The sequence below is a fragment of the Clostridium pasteurianum genome (genome assembly GCF_001705235.1).
GTDB classification, from domain to species: domain Bacteria; phylum Bacillota; class Clostridia; order Clostridiales; family Clostridiaceae; genus Clostridium_S; species Clostridium_S pasteurianum_A.
Genome location: NZ_MCGV01000001.1, coordinates 1,044,968 through 1,065,273 on the forward strand (window position 1 = coordinate 1,044,968; position 20,306 = coordinate 1,065,273).

Sequence of the window (20,306 nt, forward strand, 5' to 3'; positions counted from 1 at the left end):
TCATCTACTTTTTCTATTGCTTCATATTGCTTGCTGCTAATAGTTGCTATATATTTGCTGAGTCCCTTTATGTTTCCGTTACTGAAGATTTCCTTTAGTGGCACTTCTACATTTAATACCTTGGAAATCCTCCCTGTTAAAGTCGTTGCATTTAACGAATGTCCCCCTAATTCAAAGAAGTTATCATTTATTCCTATATTAGTTAAGCCTAATACGTCCTGCCATATCTCTACTAACTTCTCTTCTAACTCATTTCTTGGTGCTTCGTACTCTGCTCCTGTGTTGATTTTTCCCTGTGGTTCTGGTAATACTCTTCTATCCACTTTACCATTTGGTGTTAATGGCATGCTTTCTAGTTTTATAAAGTATGCTGGAACCATGTAATCTGGTAGAGATTTTTTTAGCTCTTCTCTTAATTCACCTACGGTGTATTCTTCTTCTCCTACATAGTACGCACATAGGTACTTACTTCCTACTTCCCCTTTTGCTAAAACTACTGTTTCCTTTATTCCTTCTATTTTTGATAATCTATTTTCGATTTCTCCAAGCTCTATCCTAAAGCCTCTTATTTTAACCTGATGATCTATTCTCCCTAGATACTCCATATTCCCATCAGGCAATACTCTAACTAAATCTCCTGATCTATATATTTTCTCTTTTGGGTTGTATGGATTCTTAACAAATCTTTCTGCTGTTAGCTTTTCGTTATTTAAATATCCTCTCGCTACACCATCTCCTCCAACACATAATTCTCCTGCAATGCCTATTGGCTGAATTTTTAAATCTTCATTCATTACATATGTCGTTAGCGTTGGAATCGGCTTTCCTATATTGCTTACTCCCTTTTCTATATCTTCACTTGTTATTTCTTTAAAGGTTACGTGAACTGTTGTCTCCGTTATTCCATACATATTGATAATTTTTGTTTCTTGATATTTTTGTTTCCATTTACTTAGCTTTTGAGGATTTAAAGCTTCTCCTCCAAATATAATATATCTTAAATTTAACTTTCTCCCGTCACTGTTTGCTTCTACATTCATTAAATTATAAAATGCTGATGGTGTTTGATTTAATACTGTTACCTTTTCTTTTTTCAGTAGATCTAAATATTTCTCAGAATCTTTAGCTACTATCTTAGGCACTACTATTAGCCTTCCACCGTAAAGTAAAGCTCCATACATTTCCCATACTGAAAAATCAAAGCAGTATGAATGGAACATTGTCCATATATCTTTGTTACTAAAATCAAATGGCATTTTATCATTAAACATAAGTCTAACCACATTGTTATGCTCTATCATAACACCCTTAGGTTTTCCCGTTGTTCCTGATGTGTATATTATATACGCTAAGCTATTTGAATCTGCCGTTTTACCTAGATTAGTACTTCTGTACTTATAAAACTCTTCATTATTTATGTCACATATTTTTATATCTTTATTTTTTATTTTATTTTTAAATTTATCCTGAGTTAATACTATTGTTGCTTTACTATTTTCAAGGGTATATTCTATTCTGTCCTCTGGATAGTCGGGGTCTATTGGCATATATGCTCCTCCTGCCTTCAAAATACCCATTATTCCTACTATCATGTTGACAGATCTCTCTACAAGCATTCCTACTATTACATCTTTACCTACTCCCTTTTCTCTTAAGGCCCTTGCTAAAGAGTTCGCCCTTTCATTTAGCTCTTTATAGCTCATCTTTTTATCTTCATATACAACTGCAATATCATCCGGTGTCTTTTCTGCATGCTTCTCAAATAATTCATTTATCGTTTTATTCCTTGGATAATCTGCCTTTGTATCATTAAATTCTACTAATAATCTGTGCTTTTCTTCTTCATTTATTATTTCTATATCTTTAACTAGCACTTCTTCATTTTCTATAATTTGCTTTACTAAATTTTCAAAATGCTCTTTGATTTTTATTACATTATTCTCTGAATATAACGATTCATTAAAATTAAATTTTATTGAAATATTATCTTGATAAGATACTATCACGTTAAAATTATAATTAGTTTGTTCTTCCGATTTGAAACCAATTATTTGTAAATCATTCTTAGCTAAAATTTCATTATTTATACCTTCACTATCAACCGGATAATTTTCAAATATCATTATATTGTTTATCAATTTTTTGCCAATTTGACTTAGTGCTTGTGTATTTGCTAAAGAATAGAAGTCGTATTTGCTACTTTCTATAAATGATTTATTTACATTAGCTAACAGTTCCTTAAAAGTCATATCTTCCTTTGTTTTAACTCTTAAAGGCACAGTATTTATAAATAGACCAAGCATATTTTCTATACCTTTAACTTCAGGATTTCTTCCCGATACTACATATCCAAATACAGAATCACTGCTGTTATTATACTTTTGAAGCAATAACGACCATATACTCTGCAATATTGTATTAATTGTAACCTTATTATTTCTAGCTATTGTTTGAAGCTTTTTCGTTACATCTTCTTCTATTACAAAATCAACTTGGGCATCCTTATATTCCCCTTTAACTTTATTATTTTGAAATGGTAATAGTGTTGCTTCATTATAATCTAAAAGATAGTTTTTCCAATATTCTTTTGCTGCTTTCTCATCTCTATTATTAAGCCATTCTATATACTCTGAATATGGCACTACATCTTTAAGAGCTGCTTTATAGCCGTATTTTAGCTCATTATATACCTTAAATAATTCCATCATTATTATATTTAAACACCAACCGTCCATTATAATATGATGATTGTTAAGTATTAAGCTATATGAGTTTCTTTCAATTTTAACTATTATTAATTTTATAAGCGCATCTTTACTTAAGTTAAAACCCTTTTTTCTATTCTCACTCATTATGTTTTTAATATAAAGCTCTTTATCAAATTTTTCTTTGCTTACATCCTTATATTCAACATAACTTGTTCTCTCTCTAAATACAATTTGCATATTCTTATTAAAATTTTCGTAGTCAAAAGTGGTTCTTAATACATCATGCCTTTGTACTAACCTATTGAAACTCTGCTTTAATAAATCTATATCTAAGTGTCCCTTTATTTTTATTGCTAATTGTTCATTATATAATTCCGGCTTATCGTCAGCAAGTGTATGATATAGCATTCCTTCTTGCATTGGTGTCAAAGGATATATATTTTTGATGTTGTCTATATCTTTTAAATATGGTTTTAATTGCTGTAAGTTTATATTCTCCTTTGTTACATCTGCTGCTGTTTTTTCCGTTTTATCCTTACCCATACAATGTTTAATAATTTTCGTAAGATTATCTTTATAATCATTAATTAATGCTTTAATTGTCTCATCATTATACTCCTCAGTGTTATACTTTAACTTTAAATTCATATTTTTATCTATAAGTATTGCTGAAAATTCTAATAAATATAAGCTTTTATTTTTTAAACCAATTGAATTTCCACTACTTAACGATGATACCTTAAAAATATTATTATTTATATCTTCATCAAATTGTCCCAAATAGTTAAAGCATATTTCTGGTTTCAACTTATCATTAATTTGATTATTAGAAAGATATTTAATTATGCCATATTCAATTCCTTTATCAGGTACTCTCCTTAAAGAATCCTTTATATTCTTTATTATAGTTTCTAAATCATCGCTATTACTATTCAATACTACTGGATATTGCGAAGTAAACCAGCCTACTGTTCTGGTTATATCCACATTTTTTATAATTTCTTCTCTACCATGAGATTCCAAATTTACTAATATATTTCCCTCGCCTGTCCATTTACTTATTGTTAATGCCAAAGCTGTTAATAGCAAATCCTCTATTTCTGTGTTATATGCCTTATTTACATGTTTTAATAATTTCTCCGTTTCCTCTTTTGTAAGGTTAAATCCTACACTTCTTAAATCTTTAATCCTAGATACAGCTGCCTCTTTGTCCTTTGGAAGTTTCCTTATCTCATATTTGTCTATGCCATTCCAATATTCTAATTGTTTTCTTATACTGTAGCTGTCAGCATATTTCTTCTGCTCTACTGCCCACTCTTTAAATGATGTTGTTTTATCTTGAAGTATTATATCTTCTCCGTTTTTGGTCATTTCATATGCCCTTGATAAATCTTCAAATAATATTCTCCATGAAACCCCATCTATAACTAAATGGTGTATTGCTACTAGTAAATGGTCTCCTTCATAGGTTTTAAATAAGCCTAATTTCACAAGAGGTCCATCATGCAGATTAATACCACCTTGAATTTCATCACACTTTTCTGTTATTTCTTTCTCATTTAAACCTTCATATACATTTAAATCGTATAACTTTTCACTTGTCCCTCTATTAATTTGATGTACTTCACCATTTTCTTTCTTATACACCATTCTCAATGCATCGTGGTGAATAATTATAGCTTCAAATGCTTTTTCTAATGCTTCCTTTTCAAACCCATCTTTACTAAACAGCATTACTGATTGATTCAAATGATGTTCTTCTTCAAAATTCATTTCAAAAAACCATTTTTGTATAGGAGTTAATTCTACTTCTCCAACTACTTCATCTTGGCTTATTGTTACAGCATTTTTCTTTACGCACTTACTTAAAGCTTTTATATTTGAATTGTTGAATACATCCTTAACCTCAAAATAATATCCTTTTGCTTTAGCTCTTGATATTACCTGTATTGATTTTATGGAATCTCCACCTAAACTGAAAAAGTCATCATTTATTCCTATATCCTGTACTCCCAATACGTCTTCCCATATTTGTACAAGTTTTTGTTCTATTTCATTTCTTGGAGCCTCATATTCTGCTCCTGTATCAATTTTACCTTGTGGCTCTGGTAGTGCTTTTCTATTTATTTTTCCGTTTAATGTTAATGGCATACTTTCTAGTTTTATAAAGTATGATGGCACCATGTAGTCTGGCATAGATTTTTTTAATTCTTCTCTAAACTCTCCTACACTGTACTCTTTTTCTCCAACATAATATGCACATAGATATTTATTTACTGCCCCGTCTCTTGCTAAAACTATTGTTTCTTTTATTCCTTCTAGTTTTAATATATTACTTTCTATTTCTCCAAGCTCTATTCTAAAACCACGTATCTTAACTTGATGGTCTATTCTTCCTAAATACTCTATGTTCCCATCTGGAAGCCATCTTGCTAGATCTCCTGTTCTGTACATTTTTTCTCCCGGCTCATATGGATTCTGTGCAAATTTTTCATTAGTTAACTTTTCGTTATTTAAGTATCCTCTAGCTACTCCGCAGCCACTTATACACAACTCTCCTGCTACTCCTATTGGGAGCATTTTATTATTCTTATCAACTATATATATTTTTGTATTATCAATAGGTTTTCCTATTGGTATCATCTCTTCTTTTTCCCTACATTCGTAGTAGGTTACATCTACTGAAGCTTCTGTTGGTCCGTATAAATTTATTAGCCTTGTGTTATTTACTCTTCCTATTTCTTCGTTAAATATGTTGGCTTGTTCTACTTTTAACGCTTCTCCACTTGTAAATACCTTCTCTAGGCTTTCTATATCTTCCACTTTATCTTCTGATATTACATAGTCCATAAAAACATTCAGCATTGATGGAACAAAGTGAAGAACTGTAATCTTTCCTTCTTTTATACTCTTTGTTATTTCTCTTGGATCTTTTTCTCCTCCTGGCACCAGCATCCTAACCTGAGCTCCAACAAATGACCACCACAATATTTCCCATACTGATACATCAAATGTATATGTTGTCTTTTGTAATATTACATCTTTGCTGCTTATGTTATATTTTTTCTGCATCCAATTAATTCTATTTACTATTCCTTTATGCTCTATCATAACTCCCTTAGGCTTTCCAGTTGTTCCTGATGTATATATTACATATGCTAAATTTTCCGCACTAGCTGTTTTACCTAAGTTAGCATTACTTTCTTTGTATAATTCTTCATCATTTAAGCTGCATACTTCTACGTTATTTTTATTTATTCTGTCTTTAAACTTGTTTTCTACTAATACTAGCTTTGTTTCACTGTTTTCTAGCATATATTCTATTCTGTCATCTGGATATTCTGGGTCTATTGGCATATATGCTCCCCCTGCTTTTAATATACCCATTATTCCTACTATCATTTCTAAGGAACGCTTCACCATTATTCCTACTATTGAGTCCGCTCCTACGCCTTTTTTCGTTAGTGTTCTTCCTAATGAATTAGCTCTTTCATTTAGCTCTTTGTAAGTTAGACTCTGGTTTTCATATACTACTGCAATGTTGTCTGGAGTCTTTTCCACCTGCATTTCGAAGAGTTCACTTACTACCTTACCTTCTGGATATTCTCCTTCCGTATTATTGAACTTTTCTAGTATACTGCGTTCTTCTTCGCTTAGTATTTCTATATCCTTAATCTTAATTTCTTCATTGCTTGTCGTTTCTTTCACTATATTTAAAAAATGATTTATCATTCTTTTGATAGTTTCATATTTATACAAGCTAGTTGCGTAACTCAAATTAAAACAAATTTCCTCTTTGACTTCTCTTGCATCAATTGTAATATCAAATTTTTCTATGCTTCCAGTTAATTTATATGGCTTAAAAATACTATTCTCTATTTCTATTTTGTATTCTTCCATATTGTCCAAAATAAACATAACATCAAATAAAGGATTTCTTCCTAAATCTCTATCTATATCTATTTTGTCTACAATTTTTTCAAACTGATAATCTTGATTTTCGTATGCTTTTAAAGCCTTATTTCTTACTATTTTTAAATAATCCCTAAAGCCTAAATCATTATTTACAGTACTTCTTATTGCCAAAGTATTTACGAACATACCTATTAAGTTTTCTAGGTCTGCGTGATTTCTACCAGCTATTGGACTTCCAACTACTATATCTTCTTGTCCGCTATATTTTGATAATAGTATATTTATATTTGCTAATAGTACCATGTACATAGTACTTCCAGTTTCTTTAGCTATCTTTCTTAATTTTTCAGTTGTTTTCTTATCTAAAACAAAATTTATACTTCTACCCTTGAAGTCTTTAACTTTTGGTCTTTTATAATCTGTAGGTAAGCTTAATACTGGTACTTCGTCACTAAATTCCTTTAACCAATATTGTTCCTGTTTTTTTAATTCTTCACTTTCATTCTTCTTTAACTGCCATGCAGAATAATCCTTATATTGTATCTTTAATTCTCCTAAATCCTTTTCTGCATATAAGTCGCTAATTTCCCTTGTTAGTATAGCTATTGAGACTCCGTCTGATACTATATGGTGCATATCAAAAAACATAATATGTCTTTCTTTTTCTAATTTTATAATTCCTACCCTTAATAATGGTGCTTTTTCTAAATCAAACGGTCTTATAAATTCTTCAAACTTTTCTTTCACTTCTTCTTCATTTTTTATTTCTATTTTCTCTATTTCAAATTGTATTTCATTAGCTTTATTAATTCTTTGCACTATCTTATCATCTTTAGTGTAAAAGCTTGTCCTTAATGTCTCATGCCTATTTATTAACTTTATAAAGGCTTCCTGCATTCTATCTATTTCAAACATACCCTCTATCTCTAAAGCTCCAGGCATATTGTATACAGTACTGTCCTTATCAATCTCTTGAAGCATATATGTTCTCTTTTGAGCTGATGAGGCTTCATAATACTGTTTTTCATTTACTCTTTCTATTTCTTCATATTCTTTTTTACTAATAGCCTCTATATACTCACTTAATCCTTTAATACTCCCTTTGCTAAATATTTCTCTTAGCGGTATTTCTACATTCAATTTTTTATAAATTCTGCCTATTAAAGTTGTTGCATTTAACGAATGTCCACCCAATTCAAAGAAGTCATCATTTATTCCTATATTAGTTACACCTAATACGTCCTGCCATATCTCTACTAACTTCTCTTCTAACTCATTTCTTGGTGCTTCGTACTCTGCTCCTGTGTTGATTTTTCCCTGTGGCTCTGGTAATACTCTTCTATCCACTTTACCATTTGGTGTTAATGGCATGCTTTCTAGTTTTATAAAGTATGCTGGAACCATGTAATCTGGTAGAGATTTTTTTAGCTCTTCTCTTAATTCACCTACGGTGTATTCTTTTTCTCCTACATAGTACGAACATAGGTACTTACTTCCTACTTCCCCTTTTGCTAAAACTACTGTTTCCTTTATTCCTTCTATTTTTGATAATCTATTTTCGATTTCTCCAAGCTCTATCCTAAAGCCTCTTATTTTAACCTGATGATCTATTCTCCCTAGATACTCCATATTCCCATCAGGCAATACTCTAACTAAATCTCCTGATCTATATATTTTCTCTTTTGGGTTGTATGGATTCTTAACAAATCTTTCTGCTGTTAGCTTTTCGTTATTTAAATATCCTCTCGCTACACCATCTCCTCCAACACATAATTCTCCTGCAATGCCTATTGGCTGAATTTTTAAATTTTCATTCATTACATATGTCGTTAGCGTTGGAATCGGCTTTCCTATATTGCTTACTCCCTTTTCTATATCTTCACTTGTTATTTCTTTAAAGGTTACGTGAACTGTTGTCTCCGTTATTCCATACATATTGATAATTTTTGTTTCTTGATATTTTTGTTTCCATTTACTTAGCTTTTGAGGATTTAAAGCTTCTCCTCCAAATATAATATATCTTAAATTTAACTTTCTCTAGTCACTATTTGCTTCTATGTTCATTAAATTATAAAATGCTGATGGTGTTTGATTTAATACTGTTACCTTTTCTTTTTTCAGTAGCTCTAAATATTTCTCAGAATCTTTAGCTACTATCTTAGGCACTACTATTAGCCTTCCACCGTAAAGTAAAGCTCCATACATTTCCCATACTGAAAAATCAAAGCAGTATGAATGGAACATTGTCCATATATCTTTGTTACTAAAATCAAATGGCATTTTATCATTAAACATAAGTCTAACCACATTGTTATGCTCTATCATAACACCCTTAGGTTTTCCCGTTGTTCCTGATGTGTATATTATATACGCTAAGCTATTTGAATCTGCCGTTTTACCTAGATTAGTACTTCTGTACTTATAAAACTCTTCATTATTTATGTCACATATTTTTATATCTTTATTTTTTATTTTATTTTTAAATTTATCCTGAGTTAATACTATTGTTGCTTTACTATTTTCAAGGGTATATTCTATTCTGTCCTCTGGATAGTCGGGGTCTATTGGCATATATGCTCCTCCTGCCTTCAAAATACCCATTATTCCTACTATCATGTTGACAGATCTCTCTACAAGCATTCCTACTATTACATCTTTACCTACTCCCTTTTCTCTTAAGGCCCTTGCTAAAGAGTTCGCCCTTTCATTTAGCTCTTTATAGCTCATCTTTTTATCTTCATATACAACTGCAATATCATCCGGTGTCTTTTCTGCATACTTCTCAAATAATTCATTTATCATTTTATTCCTTGGGTAATCTGCCTTTGTATCATTAAATTCTACTAATAATCTGTGCTTTTCTCTGTCTGTAACTACATCTATATCATTAATATTTTTGTCACTGTCTTTTATAATATTTTCAACTAAATGTTTTATATTAGTAACAACATTTTCTATTGGTATGAATTTTTCAAATGCATCAATGGCATAATCAAAATTAATTTCAACATCCTTATCCTCATCAAATTCTCGAATAAATACAGCTAAAGCATTTCTTTCATGCATATTACTTAATGTTTTTATATCTGTTTTTGTTCCATTAAAAACTGCTGCATAGTTATGATTTTCATAAGATAAGGTTATATCAAACAATTTCTGATCTCTATCTTTAGAAATACTTGTGTAAATTTCTCCAAAAGAGAGCTTTTGGTGTCTATAGCATGCCTTTAGCTCCATCTTTATTTCATTCATTAATTCCGAAAAATTCTTTTCTTTTGATACTTCTATCTTTAAAGGTATAACATTGGCAAAATGACCTACTATTTGCTTATGGCTAGCTTTTCTTCTATTTAATATAGGAACTCCAATTACTACCTCTTTTGAATTAGAAACTCTTGCAAAATATGTACTTAATACACCAAGAAAAAAATGAAATACAGAACATTTTTCCTTGGTGCAGTATTCTATTATTTGATTATATATATTTCTCTTTATTATTACACTTTCTCTATTACTAAATGCCAGTTTATTACTTTTAATATTTCTAACAAATATATTTTGAGGAATACATTTAAATTTATCTTTCCAAAATTCTCTATCCTTCAAATACTTATCCGATTCTCTATACGATTCATTATCTCTTATAAATTCCAAGTAAGAATGTTTTTCTATCTCATTTTGAGAATTATCTATTTCATTGTAATTACTAACTAATTCTCTAACTATAATCGAATGTCCCCATCCATCTGATATTATGTGATGCACCCTAGAAAAATAAAAATATCTATTTTCATCTACTTTAATAAGTACAATTTCAAATAGATTATCATTACTATTGAAATCAAATGGTTTTAAAAATTCTTCTTGCATCCATTCTAATGAAAACTTTTCAGAATACTCTTTTGATGAAAAATCATAAAATGGCACCTTATATTCTATTTTTTTCAATATTTTCTGAAATGGTTTACCATCATGTTCCTCTATTCTAATTCTTAAACTATCATTATCTCCAATGAGTTTTTGTACAGCCTTTTGGAAACTTAAATAATTAATGTTACCCTTAATATCAGCATAACCGCCAATATTGTATATTGGCTTATTTTTATATAAACATTGTTCGGTCCATACATCCTTTTGATATGATGTTAAAGGATACTTTTCCACTTCTTGATTGTCTAATTGCTCTTTTAACATTTTTTGTATACCCCCATTGTCTAATTTACACGATAATAATTTGATTATGGCAAAATATCTCCTAAACGTTTTCATTTTCTTCTAATTTTAATCTCTTATGTTATTTTTTAATGAGTTATTACATATTTACCATTATAGTACATAATGTCTATATAGTAAAGTTAATTGATTTTATTGAAGTTATTTGAAATAAACTAGTGTAAATATTTTTACTTATACTTATTTAAAATTAATCATATTAAAAATAGTCAACAAAATTAAAGAGAATAACTAGATTAGAAGATTTTATTTTTTACTAATTTATCAAATGTTAGTACAGTAGTTTCTTCGAAACTATTGAAAAGAAATGTTGCTAATGTTAGTAAAAGTACCGTTGGGAATATCTAAAAAAGGACATACCTGTTCAAATAGATAAATCTACAGTATTTGAAGTATGTATAGACGATTTCGTTTTAAAGAAAAGACACAGATACGGAACAATTATGATAGACATCCATACACACCATATTATAGATATGATTGAATCTAGTGATAAAGAAGACGTCATAGCATGGCTAAAATTATAAAATCACTAATGAGAAATACTGTAGAGATACCATATAACAATGGTGTTGATATTGTTGCGCTTAGAGAAAAATATAGATTTGATACGAAATGGGAAATAATATATGCAGTGAAAGATTTATCTTCACAAGGATTTTCAAACAAAGAAATTCAAAAATGATTATTTCACTGAAAAATTCAAAGGCAGAAAATAATTTCATTATTTTACAAGCCTTTAACTGATATCAATGGTTTAGAAAAAACTCAACTAGCCAAACTAATAGAAATGCTTCCATTATTAAATAGCATATTTGAAGTATTAGAATCATTTAAAAGCGTAATAAAGATGTGCTTGGGATTTGGATTGGTCCAGCCGAATCATCAAAATATTGGCTGTTAGTTCTTAATGAACTTAAAAATAAAGGCTGGAAAGTTTGCTTTCTTTCCAACCTATTGATTAAAAAAATATTTTTTTGTGAAGTTTACACGAAAGTGCTGACACACTTTATTTATTCAAAATGATATTTAATGTTATAAATTTTTTCTTTATTAGCTGGCAGAACAATATCACCAAAATCACTATGATTAATTGCATCTGGAAGTGTTTGTGGTTCCAATGCAATTGCTCCATATTGTGGTATCTTCTTTCCCTGAACTTCAAAATCTTCACACGGGAAATTCAGCGTATATACAATTATAGAGTTACGATTTGACTCTATATTAAGCTTTATTCCTGTATCACTGTTAGCTAAAGTAACTGCATTTTTTGCATTAAGTTTAAATGGATGATCTATTCCTTCAACATTACATTCTTTTTTTACATGATTTATTGCATCCATTAAATCTCTAGGTTCACGAAAATCAAAAACCGTTCCATCAACTTTTTCAAGCTCACCTGTTGGTACATTGTCTTCCCTGGTTTTCGCAACATAATCAGCATTAATCTTAAGAGTATGATTTTTAAGTAAATTATCTAAATTTCCACTCAGGTTAAAATATGAATGCACTGTTGGATTAAACAAAGTATCCACATCAGAGTATCCTCTAAAATCGATATTTAAATCATTATCATCATTTAAAGAATAAATTATTTTAGCCTTTAATTTTCCTAAAAATCCTCCCTTGCCTTCTTCAATTGTTTTATAGAAAGTAACGCTATTATCATGTTCTGAAATTTCACTTTCCCACAAAAATGTATTAAAAGCATACTTTCCACCATGAAGTACATTATTGCCTTCATTTGGCTCTAATTTGCACTTCTTTTCACCTATTTCAAACTCACCTTTGTCTATACGACCTGCAACACGTCCTATAGCTTTACCGGCAAACATTTTTGCATCTTCTAAATAATTATCTAACTTATCAAAACCAAGTAATACATTTACCTTTTTTTTATTTTTATCTAAAACATAAATTTCTGTTAAAGCAGCTCCATGAGAAATGCAAGAAAACTCCATACCATTTTTGTTGCTTACAGTATACTTATAAACAGGATTTTCTTTAACATATCCACAAATTTTCTTTTTAATCACATTTCTCTCCACCTTTATTACTAATTTAAAATTTTGTTGTTAATACAGTAATTTTTATTTAGTTGTTTCCTCAATTACATCTCTTAATTTGGTATTATGGTCGATAATAACAGTTTCTAATCCTACCATTCTGCTCCAATCATATATCTGATCTACTGTCAATGCTAACGAAAGAACTGTATGATGTCCTCCACCTGCATAAATCCATGATCTAACTCCATCAAGGAAGTTTGGTTCTGGTTTCCATACCATTTTTGCAACTGGTAAGTTTGGCATATCCTCATCTGGTTTTACTGCTGTTATTTCCTTTATAAGCATACGATAATGTGTGCCTAAATCAAGCATTGTTACTACTACTCCTTTGCCTGTAGATCCATTGAATATCAAACGTGCTGGATCTTCTTTATCTCCAATTCCTAGTGGTTTAACAACAACCTTTGGCTTGTCTGATGCAAATGTTGGATCAACTTCAAGCATATGTGCTCCTAGAATCTTTTCATTTCCTTCGCTCAATTCGTATGTGTAATCTTCCATGAATCCAGTCTTTGTATTGTTTGTCATAACCTTTATCATTCTGCTTAACGCTGCTGTCTTCCAGTCTCCTTCTCCTGCAAATCCATATCCTTCTGCATTTAATCTCTGCACTGCAAGTCCTGGAAGCTGCTTCATTCCATAAAGATCTTCAAAGTTCGTTGTAAATGCATTATAATTTCCCTTTTCTAAGAAACTTCTTAATCCTTTTTCTATTCTTATTTGCTCCTTAACTTGCTTTTCATAGAATTTTGGATCATTTTCACCTGGATCTAATATATATATTTTCTTAAATTCTTCATAAGTCTTATTTACTTCAGCTTCTTTAACTTTATCAATTTCAGCAACAAGATCACCTATACCATAGTAATCTACTGTCCATCCAAACTGAATTTGTGCTTCTATCTTATCTCCTTCTGTAACTGCAACATTTCTCATGTTATCACCAAATCGTGCTACCTTTATGCTCTGACTTGCGATATATCCTGCTGCTACCTTCATCCAGTCTGAAACTTCTTTTTGAACTTTTTTATCTTTCCAGTATCCTACTATGATTTTATTATGCTTCTTAAGCCTGGCATTTATAAATCCATATTCTCTGTCTCCATGAGCACTCTGATGTAAATTCATATAATCCATATCTATTGTTTTCCATGGAATATTTTCATTATATTGAGTTGCAAAATGTAAAAGTGGTTTTTGTAAAAGTTTTGTTCCTGCTATCCACATTTTTGCTGGAGAGAATGTGTGCATCCATGTTATAACTCCTGCTACTTCATCTCTGTAGTTTACTTCTTTCATTATCTTTGTTATTTTATCAGCAGATGTTGCTAAAGATTTAAAAACTATTGGATAAGGCAAATTTGCACTCTTATTTAATTCATCAACAATTGCCTCAGAATCCTCTCTTACCTTTGCTAATGCTTCTTCTCCGTATAAATGTTGACTTCCTACTACAAACCAGAATTCCATTTTTTCATTTTTTAACATCATATATCTCCCCTATCTATTTTAATTTTATTTATTACTTAAATTTCTATAAATAAATCAACGTATCCTGAAATCAATTGATTTATTTATAGAATAAGATTACATATTAATCATTTAAACCACTAACTTTTCCAATAGAACGATTATATAAGTAAGTTTCAATTTCTTCCAATGATTTACCCTTTGTTTCATAAAGAACATATTTAGCAAATAAAAATCCTAATACACAAATTGCAGCAAATCCAAAGAAAATTACGGATAAACCTACTGTTTGAAGTAATACTGGGAAGAATAATGCAACTAAAATATTGCCAAACCAGTTAACTGTTGATGCAATACCAGTAGCAATTCCTCTAACATTGCTTGGGAATAGTTCCCCAACTACAATCCAAGTAACAGCTGCCCATGAATATGCATAGAAAACAACGTATAAACAAATAAAGAAAAATACAGTCCAAGTTGCCCATACATGATTAGCCTGAGCAGAAGGATAAATTAATCCGACCAATAATAGTGATGCACCCATTCCAATTGATCCTGTCATAAATAAGGTACGACGCTTAAATTTATCTACTACTAATAGTGTTATAGCTGTTGCTATTACAAAAACAACGCCAATACCAATTGTACTAACAACTCCACCAATTGCTGATCCAAAAACTTTTTCTAATATTTGTGATGAATAATAAAATATAGTATTTGCACCTTGAATTTGTTGTAATAAAGTTAGCCCACAGCCTGCAACTACAGCAGGAAATGCTGCTTTTCCAAATAAGTCCTTAAACGAACCTGAATCAGAATGTTTTGAATTAATAATTTCTTGATACTCACTTTCAGCTTCTTCAGGAGTACGCATTGATTGAAGAACTTTCTTTGCTAATTCATTTTTACCAACTCTAACTAAAAATCTTGGTGATTCTGGTAATACAAATGTTCCGAGGAATAGTACTATGGCTGGTACCATCGCACCACCAAGCATGTATCTCCATCCTTGAAAAGCATTAGCAAATGCATAATTTACACCATATGCGATAAGCATTCCTATAGTTATCATTAACTGATTTAAACCTGATAGCTTTCCACGTGTCTCAGCAGGACTAATTTCACCCATATACATTGGAACTAAAGCTGAAGCACCACCTACGGCTACTCCTAAAACAACACGAGCACAAATTAAAAAACTTGTATTTTTAGAAACAGCTGAACCTAAAGCACCAATTGCAAATACAATTGCACTCCACTTAATCATTCTACGACGTCCAAAACGATCTGCTAAAGAAGCCATTAAAGAAGCACCTATCATAGCTCCTACAAACAATCCAGAAGTAATTGCACCTTCAAGCCAAGCATTAATGTTCCATGTTGCCTTAATTCCAGGCAAAGCTCCATTAATTATTCCAATATCATAGCCAAACATAAACCCTCCGAAGGCCCCAAAAAAGTAAACCAATGCTGGAGATATTTTTTTATTCATTTTAATTTCCTCCTTAATTTATTAAAACTAAACATTATTTCAAAAACGTTTTCATGTATTATAGAACTTAATCACATTTTATATAGTATAATCAGATTAAACCTTAATTGTCTTATTCAATAAGTATTGGTTTAAATCTGATTATCTTAAATTAACTTAAATAATCAACTGCTGCTTGTTCAATAGGAATTCCTTTTTTATAACGTTCAATAAATTGCTCAAAGCCTTTAACATCTTTTGGATCAGGCTTTACTTCTTCAGCTACACAACCAGCAAAAACCCTCTTTGATAAAAATTCTGCTAAAGTAAAATCATTTTTACCATTTTTTAAATAATTGGCTAATAGTGCAATTCCCCATGCACCGCCTTCGCCTGCTGTTTCCATAACTGATACTGGAACATTTACTGCACCAGCAACTGCTGCTTGACCAACAATCGGAGTTTTAAATAATCCACCATGCCCAAGTAATTTATCAAGCTTTACATCTTCATCCTTTAACAAGATATCCATTCCAATTTTTAATGCACCCAAAGAAGTAAATAAATGCGCTCTCATAAAGTTTGGCAAATTAAAATTACTTTTTGGTTTTCTTACAACTAGAGGTCTACCTTCTGAAACTCCTGTAATATTTTCACCTGCCAAATAATTATATGCAAGAACTCCACCACAATCAGGATCACCTTGAAATGCTTGAGTATATAGTGCCATATAAAGAAGTTCTTTTTTAATTTTAACGTTTATTGCTTCAGTAAATTGCTCAAATATACTAACCCATGAATCTAAATCTGAATAACCATTATTTGCATGAACCATTCCAACTAAATCTCCTGAAGGTGTCGTTACTATATCAATTTCAGGATGAACTTTAATAAGAGGTTTCTCAAGAACAACCATTGCAAAAATTGATGTACCAGCGGATACATTACCTGTACGCGGTGCAATTGAATTTGTAGCAACCATACCTGTACCGGCATCTCCTTCTGGTGGGCACAATGGAATTCCTGCCTGAAGATTTCCACTTATATCAAGCTTTTTAGCTCCTTCAGCTGTTAAAACACCAGCATCTTCACCTGCTAATAAAACCTTTGGTAAAAGTTTCTCTATTTTTAATGAATGCTTCTGAACTTCTGGTAAATTATTAAACTTCTCTATCATTTTCTTATCGTAATTATTAGTATTTGTATCAATTGGGAACATTCCCGATGCATCGCCAACACCTAGGACCTTTTCACCTGTTAATTGCCAATGAATATATCCTGCTAATGTAGTTAAAGAGTAAAGCTTTTCAATATGAGGCTCATCATGAAGAATTGCTTGATACAAATGAGCTATACTCCATCTTTCAGGAATATTAAATTTAAATAAACTTGTCAATTTTTTTGCTGCTTCTTCTGTCATTGTGTTACGCCATGTTCTAAATGGAACAAGTAGATTACCTTGTTTATCAAATGCCATATATCCATGCATCATAGCCGAAAAACCAATCGATCCGATCTTTGAAAGTGTAACTCCATATCGTTTTTTTACTTCAGCAAAAAGCTTTTGATAACTATATTGCAAACCTTTCCAAATTTCTTCTAATGAATAAGTCCAAATTCCATCCTCTAAACTTGTCTCCCATTCAAAGCTGCCACTAGCTAATATTGAAAAATCGTTTCCAATAAGAACAGCCTTAATTCGAGTAGAACCAAATTCTATACCTAATGATGTTTCACCATTCTCAATTTCCTTTACTTTTTTATCCTCTATATCCAATATAAAAGCCTCCCTCCGATATAATGGTATCCTTTACAAAAAATATATCACTTTTGTACGTATATGTCAACAGTATATTCAAAAAAGGTACGTACTTATTTTTTGATAGAGCACTATACACTAATTTATTTAACCACAGGACTATTACATTAATTATCTAATGTAATAGTCCTGCAGCTTTATTAATGTCTATCTATACATGCCATTCCCAATTAGTTATTTCTGGTAAATCTTCTCCGTATTCACGAATGTATTCATTATGTTCAACTAGCTTATCATTCATTAACTGTATAAGATGTGAACCACGGTTTCCAAGTTGAGGTAAGTTTTGTACTACATCTTTTACAATATCGAAACGATCTAACTTATTTTGAACACGCATATCAAATGGTGTTGTAATAGTTCCTTCTTCTTCGTATCCATGAACGTGTAAATTTCTATTTTCACGATAATAAGTTAATTCATTAATTAAATGTGCATATCCATGGAATGCAAATATAATTGGCTTATTTGTTGTAAATAATGCATTATATTCTTTGTCACTTAAGCCATGTGGATGTTTATTGTGAGGTAACAATTTCATCATATCTACTACATTGATAAAACGAATCTTTAATTCTGGCAAATGTTCACGTAGAATTGTAACTGCTGCTAAAGCTTCTAATGTTGGGGTATCTCCACATGAAGCAATAACTACATCAGGCTCTACACCTTTATCATTACTTGCCCAATCCCAAATACTTATACCCTGCTCTACATGCTTAATTGCTTGTTCCATTGTAAGCCACTGCTGTCTTGGATGTTTAGATGTCACCAATAAATTAACCTTTTGCTTAGTATGAAGACATTTATCAAATACAACTAATAAAGTATTCGCATCTGCTGGTAGATATGCTCTAACTATTTCTGGCTTTTTATCTACAAGATGTCCTAATATGCCAGGATCTTGATGTGTATACCCATTATGATCTTGCTGCCATACATTAGATGTTGATATTAAATTAAGTGAAGCAATATCTTTTCTCCATGGCAACTGTGAAGTTACTTTTAGCCATTTACAATGCTGTGTAATCATAGAATCAACAATACGTAGAAAAGCTTCGTAACTTGCAAAGAAACCGTGACGTCCTGTTAATAGATAGCCTTCTAACCAACCTTCACATAAATGTTCACTTAACATTGAATCTATAATACGTCCATCATGTGCTAAAAATTCATCATTAGGTTCCTTTATATCTGGAATCCATTGACGTTTAGTTCCTTCAAAAACTGCCCATAATCTGTTTGACATAGTTTCATCAGGTCCAAAAATACGGAAGTTACGATTTTCATCATTTAATTTAACTACATCACGTATATATTTTGCAAGTTCAATCATATCTTGTGCAACAGTACTACCTGGAGTAGGAACATCTACAGCATATTTTTTAAAATCAGGTGTACGCAAATCACGCAGTAACAGTCCACCATTAGTATGTGGATTAGCAGCCATTCTACTAGTGCCATTTGGTGTCAATTCTTCTAATTCTGGAATTAGCCTGTAATTTTCATCAAACAATTCTTCTGGTTTATAACTCTTAAGCCATGATTCTAATTGATCCAAATGCTCTGTATGGTAACGATCAACAGGAATAGGTACCTGATGTGCACGGAATGAGCCTTCATTAGGAACACCATCAACAAATTTAGGACCAGTCCAACCCTTTGGTGTACGCAATACAATCATTGGCCAACGTGGACGTGAAGCATCATTATTTTCACGAGCATTTCTTTGTATGCTAAGAATTTCTTCCATTACTGTATCCAAAGTTTCTGCCATTAATTTATGCATTACTTTAGGATCATCACCCTCTACAAAATAAGGCTTCCAGCCATTACCCTCAAACAATTTTGTCAATTCTTCTTTAGATATACGAGATAATACAGTAGGATTACTTATTTTATATCCATTTAAATGTAATATAGGCAGTACAGCACCATCTGTAATAGGATTTAAAAATTTATTTGCTTGCCAAGATGTAGCAAGTGGACCTGTTTCTGATTCTCCATCACCAACAACACATGCTGTAACTAATCCAGGATTATCAAATACAGCACCAAAAGAATGAGCTAAAGAGTAGCCTAATTCTCCACCTTCATGGATTGATCCTGGTGTTTCAGGTGCCATATGGCTAGAGATTCCACCTGGGAAAGAAAATTGTTTGCATAATCTCTTTAAACCTGGCAAATCACGACTTACATTTGGATAAACCTCGCTGTAAGTTCCATCTAAATATGAATTAGATACCATTACCTGACCACCATGACCTGGTCCAGAAACATAAATCATATCTAAATCATACTTTTTAATAATACGATTTAAATGAGCATAAATAAAGTTTTGACCTGGAATAGTTCCCCAATGTCCAACAACTTTTGCCTTTAAATGTTCAGGTTTTAATGGTTCACGAAGTAGTGGGTTATCTAGCAAATATAGTTGAGCTGCTGATATATAGTTAGCTGCTCGCCAATAGGCATCGACTTTTTTTAGATACTCTGGTGTTATTTCTCCTTCGCCTGAATGTGCTTTTACTGTCTTTTGCATAATATTCCTCCTAATAAATAAATGATTTAAGTTGTATTTATACGTATGAATTTAAATGTAGTTTAACAATATCTAAATA

Annotated in this window: 7 protein-coding genes and 2 pseudogenes; 3 read left to right on the top strand and 6 right to left on the bottom strand. The window is 31.1% G+C overall.

Annotated features, from left to right (window positions below; translation table 11 throughout):
* Positions 1 to 32: 32 nt before the first annotated feature.
* Positions 33 to 10,892 (bottom strand): annotated as a pseudogene (locus tag BEE63_RS22090) (amino acid adenylation domain-containing protein); the annotation flags it as partial.
* 407 nt (positions 10,893 to 11,299) lie between these two features.
* Between BEE63_RS22090 and BEE63_RS22525 the strand changes: the two are divergent.
* The 3 genes and pseudogenes from BEE63_RS22525 to BEE63_RS21360 all read left to right on the top strand — a co-directional run.
* Positions 11,300 to 11,383: a hypothetical protein gene (locus BEE63_RS22525; protein WP_431732485.1), complete on the top strand. Its 84-nt coding sequence runs from the start codon at positions 11,300 to 11,302 to the stop codon at positions 11,381 to 11,383.
* Positions 11,368 to 11,541, top strand: coding sequence for a hypothetical protein (locus tag BEE63_RS21590; RefSeq protein WP_157797098.1), 174 nt, complete (start codon positions 11,368 to 11,370; stop codon positions 11,539 to 11,541). Before BEE63_RS22525 ends, BEE63_RS21590 begins: the two co-directional genes overlap by 16 nt.
* 161 nt (positions 11,542 to 11,702) lie before the next feature.
* Positions 11,703 to 11,786 (top strand): annotated as a pseudogene (locus BEE63_RS21360) (transposase); the annotation flags it as partial.
* 83 nt (positions 11,787 to 11,869) lie between these two features.
* Here the strand turns inward: BEE63_RS21360 and BEE63_RS04700 are convergent.
* From BEE63_RS04700 to BEE63_RS04720, 5 genes are all read right to left on the bottom strand, one after another.
* Entirely contained in the window at positions 11,870 to 12,892 is a 1,023-nt protein-coding gene (locus tag BEE63_RS04700; RefSeq protein WP_066020276.1) for an aldose epimerase family protein, read from the bottom strand.
* A gap of 54 nt (positions 12,893 to 12,946) precedes the next feature.
* Complete coding sequence (gene araA / locus BEE63_RS04705) at positions 12,947 to 14,413, bottom strand: L-arabinose isomerase (RefSeq protein WP_066020277.1); 1,467 nt, start codon at positions 14,411 to 14,413, stop codon at positions 12,947 to 12,949.
* 106 nt (positions 14,414 to 14,519) lie between these two features.
* Positions 14,520 to 15,887: a sugar porter family MFS transporter gene (locus BEE63_RS04710; protein WP_066020278.1), complete on the bottom strand. Its 1,368-nt coding sequence runs from the start codon at positions 15,885 to 15,887 to the stop codon at positions 14,520 to 14,522.
* 151 nt (positions 15,888 to 16,038) lie between these two features.
* Positions 16,039 to 17,643 (bottom strand): xylulokinase, encoded by a 1,605-nt coding sequence (locus tag BEE63_RS04715; RefSeq protein ID WP_066020279.1) that lies wholly within the window; start codon positions 17,641 to 17,643, stop codon positions 16,039 to 16,041.
* A gap of 193 nt (positions 17,644 to 17,836) precedes the next feature.
* The gene (locus BEE63_RS04720; RefSeq protein ID WP_066020280.1) at positions 17,837 to 20,227 is read right to left on the bottom strand and encodes a phosphoketolase family protein; all 2,391 of its coding nucleotides are present in this window, start codon (positions 20,225 to 20,227) and stop codon (positions 17,837 to 17,839) included.
* Positions 20,228 to 20,306: the final 79 nt, after the last annotated feature.

What these genes read in the sequence shown, in the direction of transcription:
- BEE63_RS22525 (WP_431732485.1), top strand. Translation starts at nt 11,300, where the DNA reads ATGATAGACATCCATACACACCATATTATAGATATGATTGAATCTAGT.
- BEE63_RS21590 (WP_157797098.1), top strand. Translation starts at nt 11,368, where the DNA reads ATGGCTAAAATTATAAAATCACTAATGAGAAATACTGTAGAGATACCA.
- araA (WP_066020277.1), bottom strand. Translation starts at nt 14,413, where the DNA reads ATGTTAAAAAATGAAAAAATGGAATTCTGGTTTGTAGTAGGAAGTCAA.
- BEE63_RS04710 (WP_066020278.1), bottom strand. Translation starts at nt 15,887, where the DNA reads ATGAATAAAAAAATATCTCCAGCATTGGTTTACTTTTTTGGGGCCTTC.
- BEE63_RS04720 (WP_066020280.1), bottom strand. Translation starts at nt 20,227, where the DNA reads ATGCAAAAGACAGTAAAAGCACATTCAGGCGAAGGAGAAATAACACCA.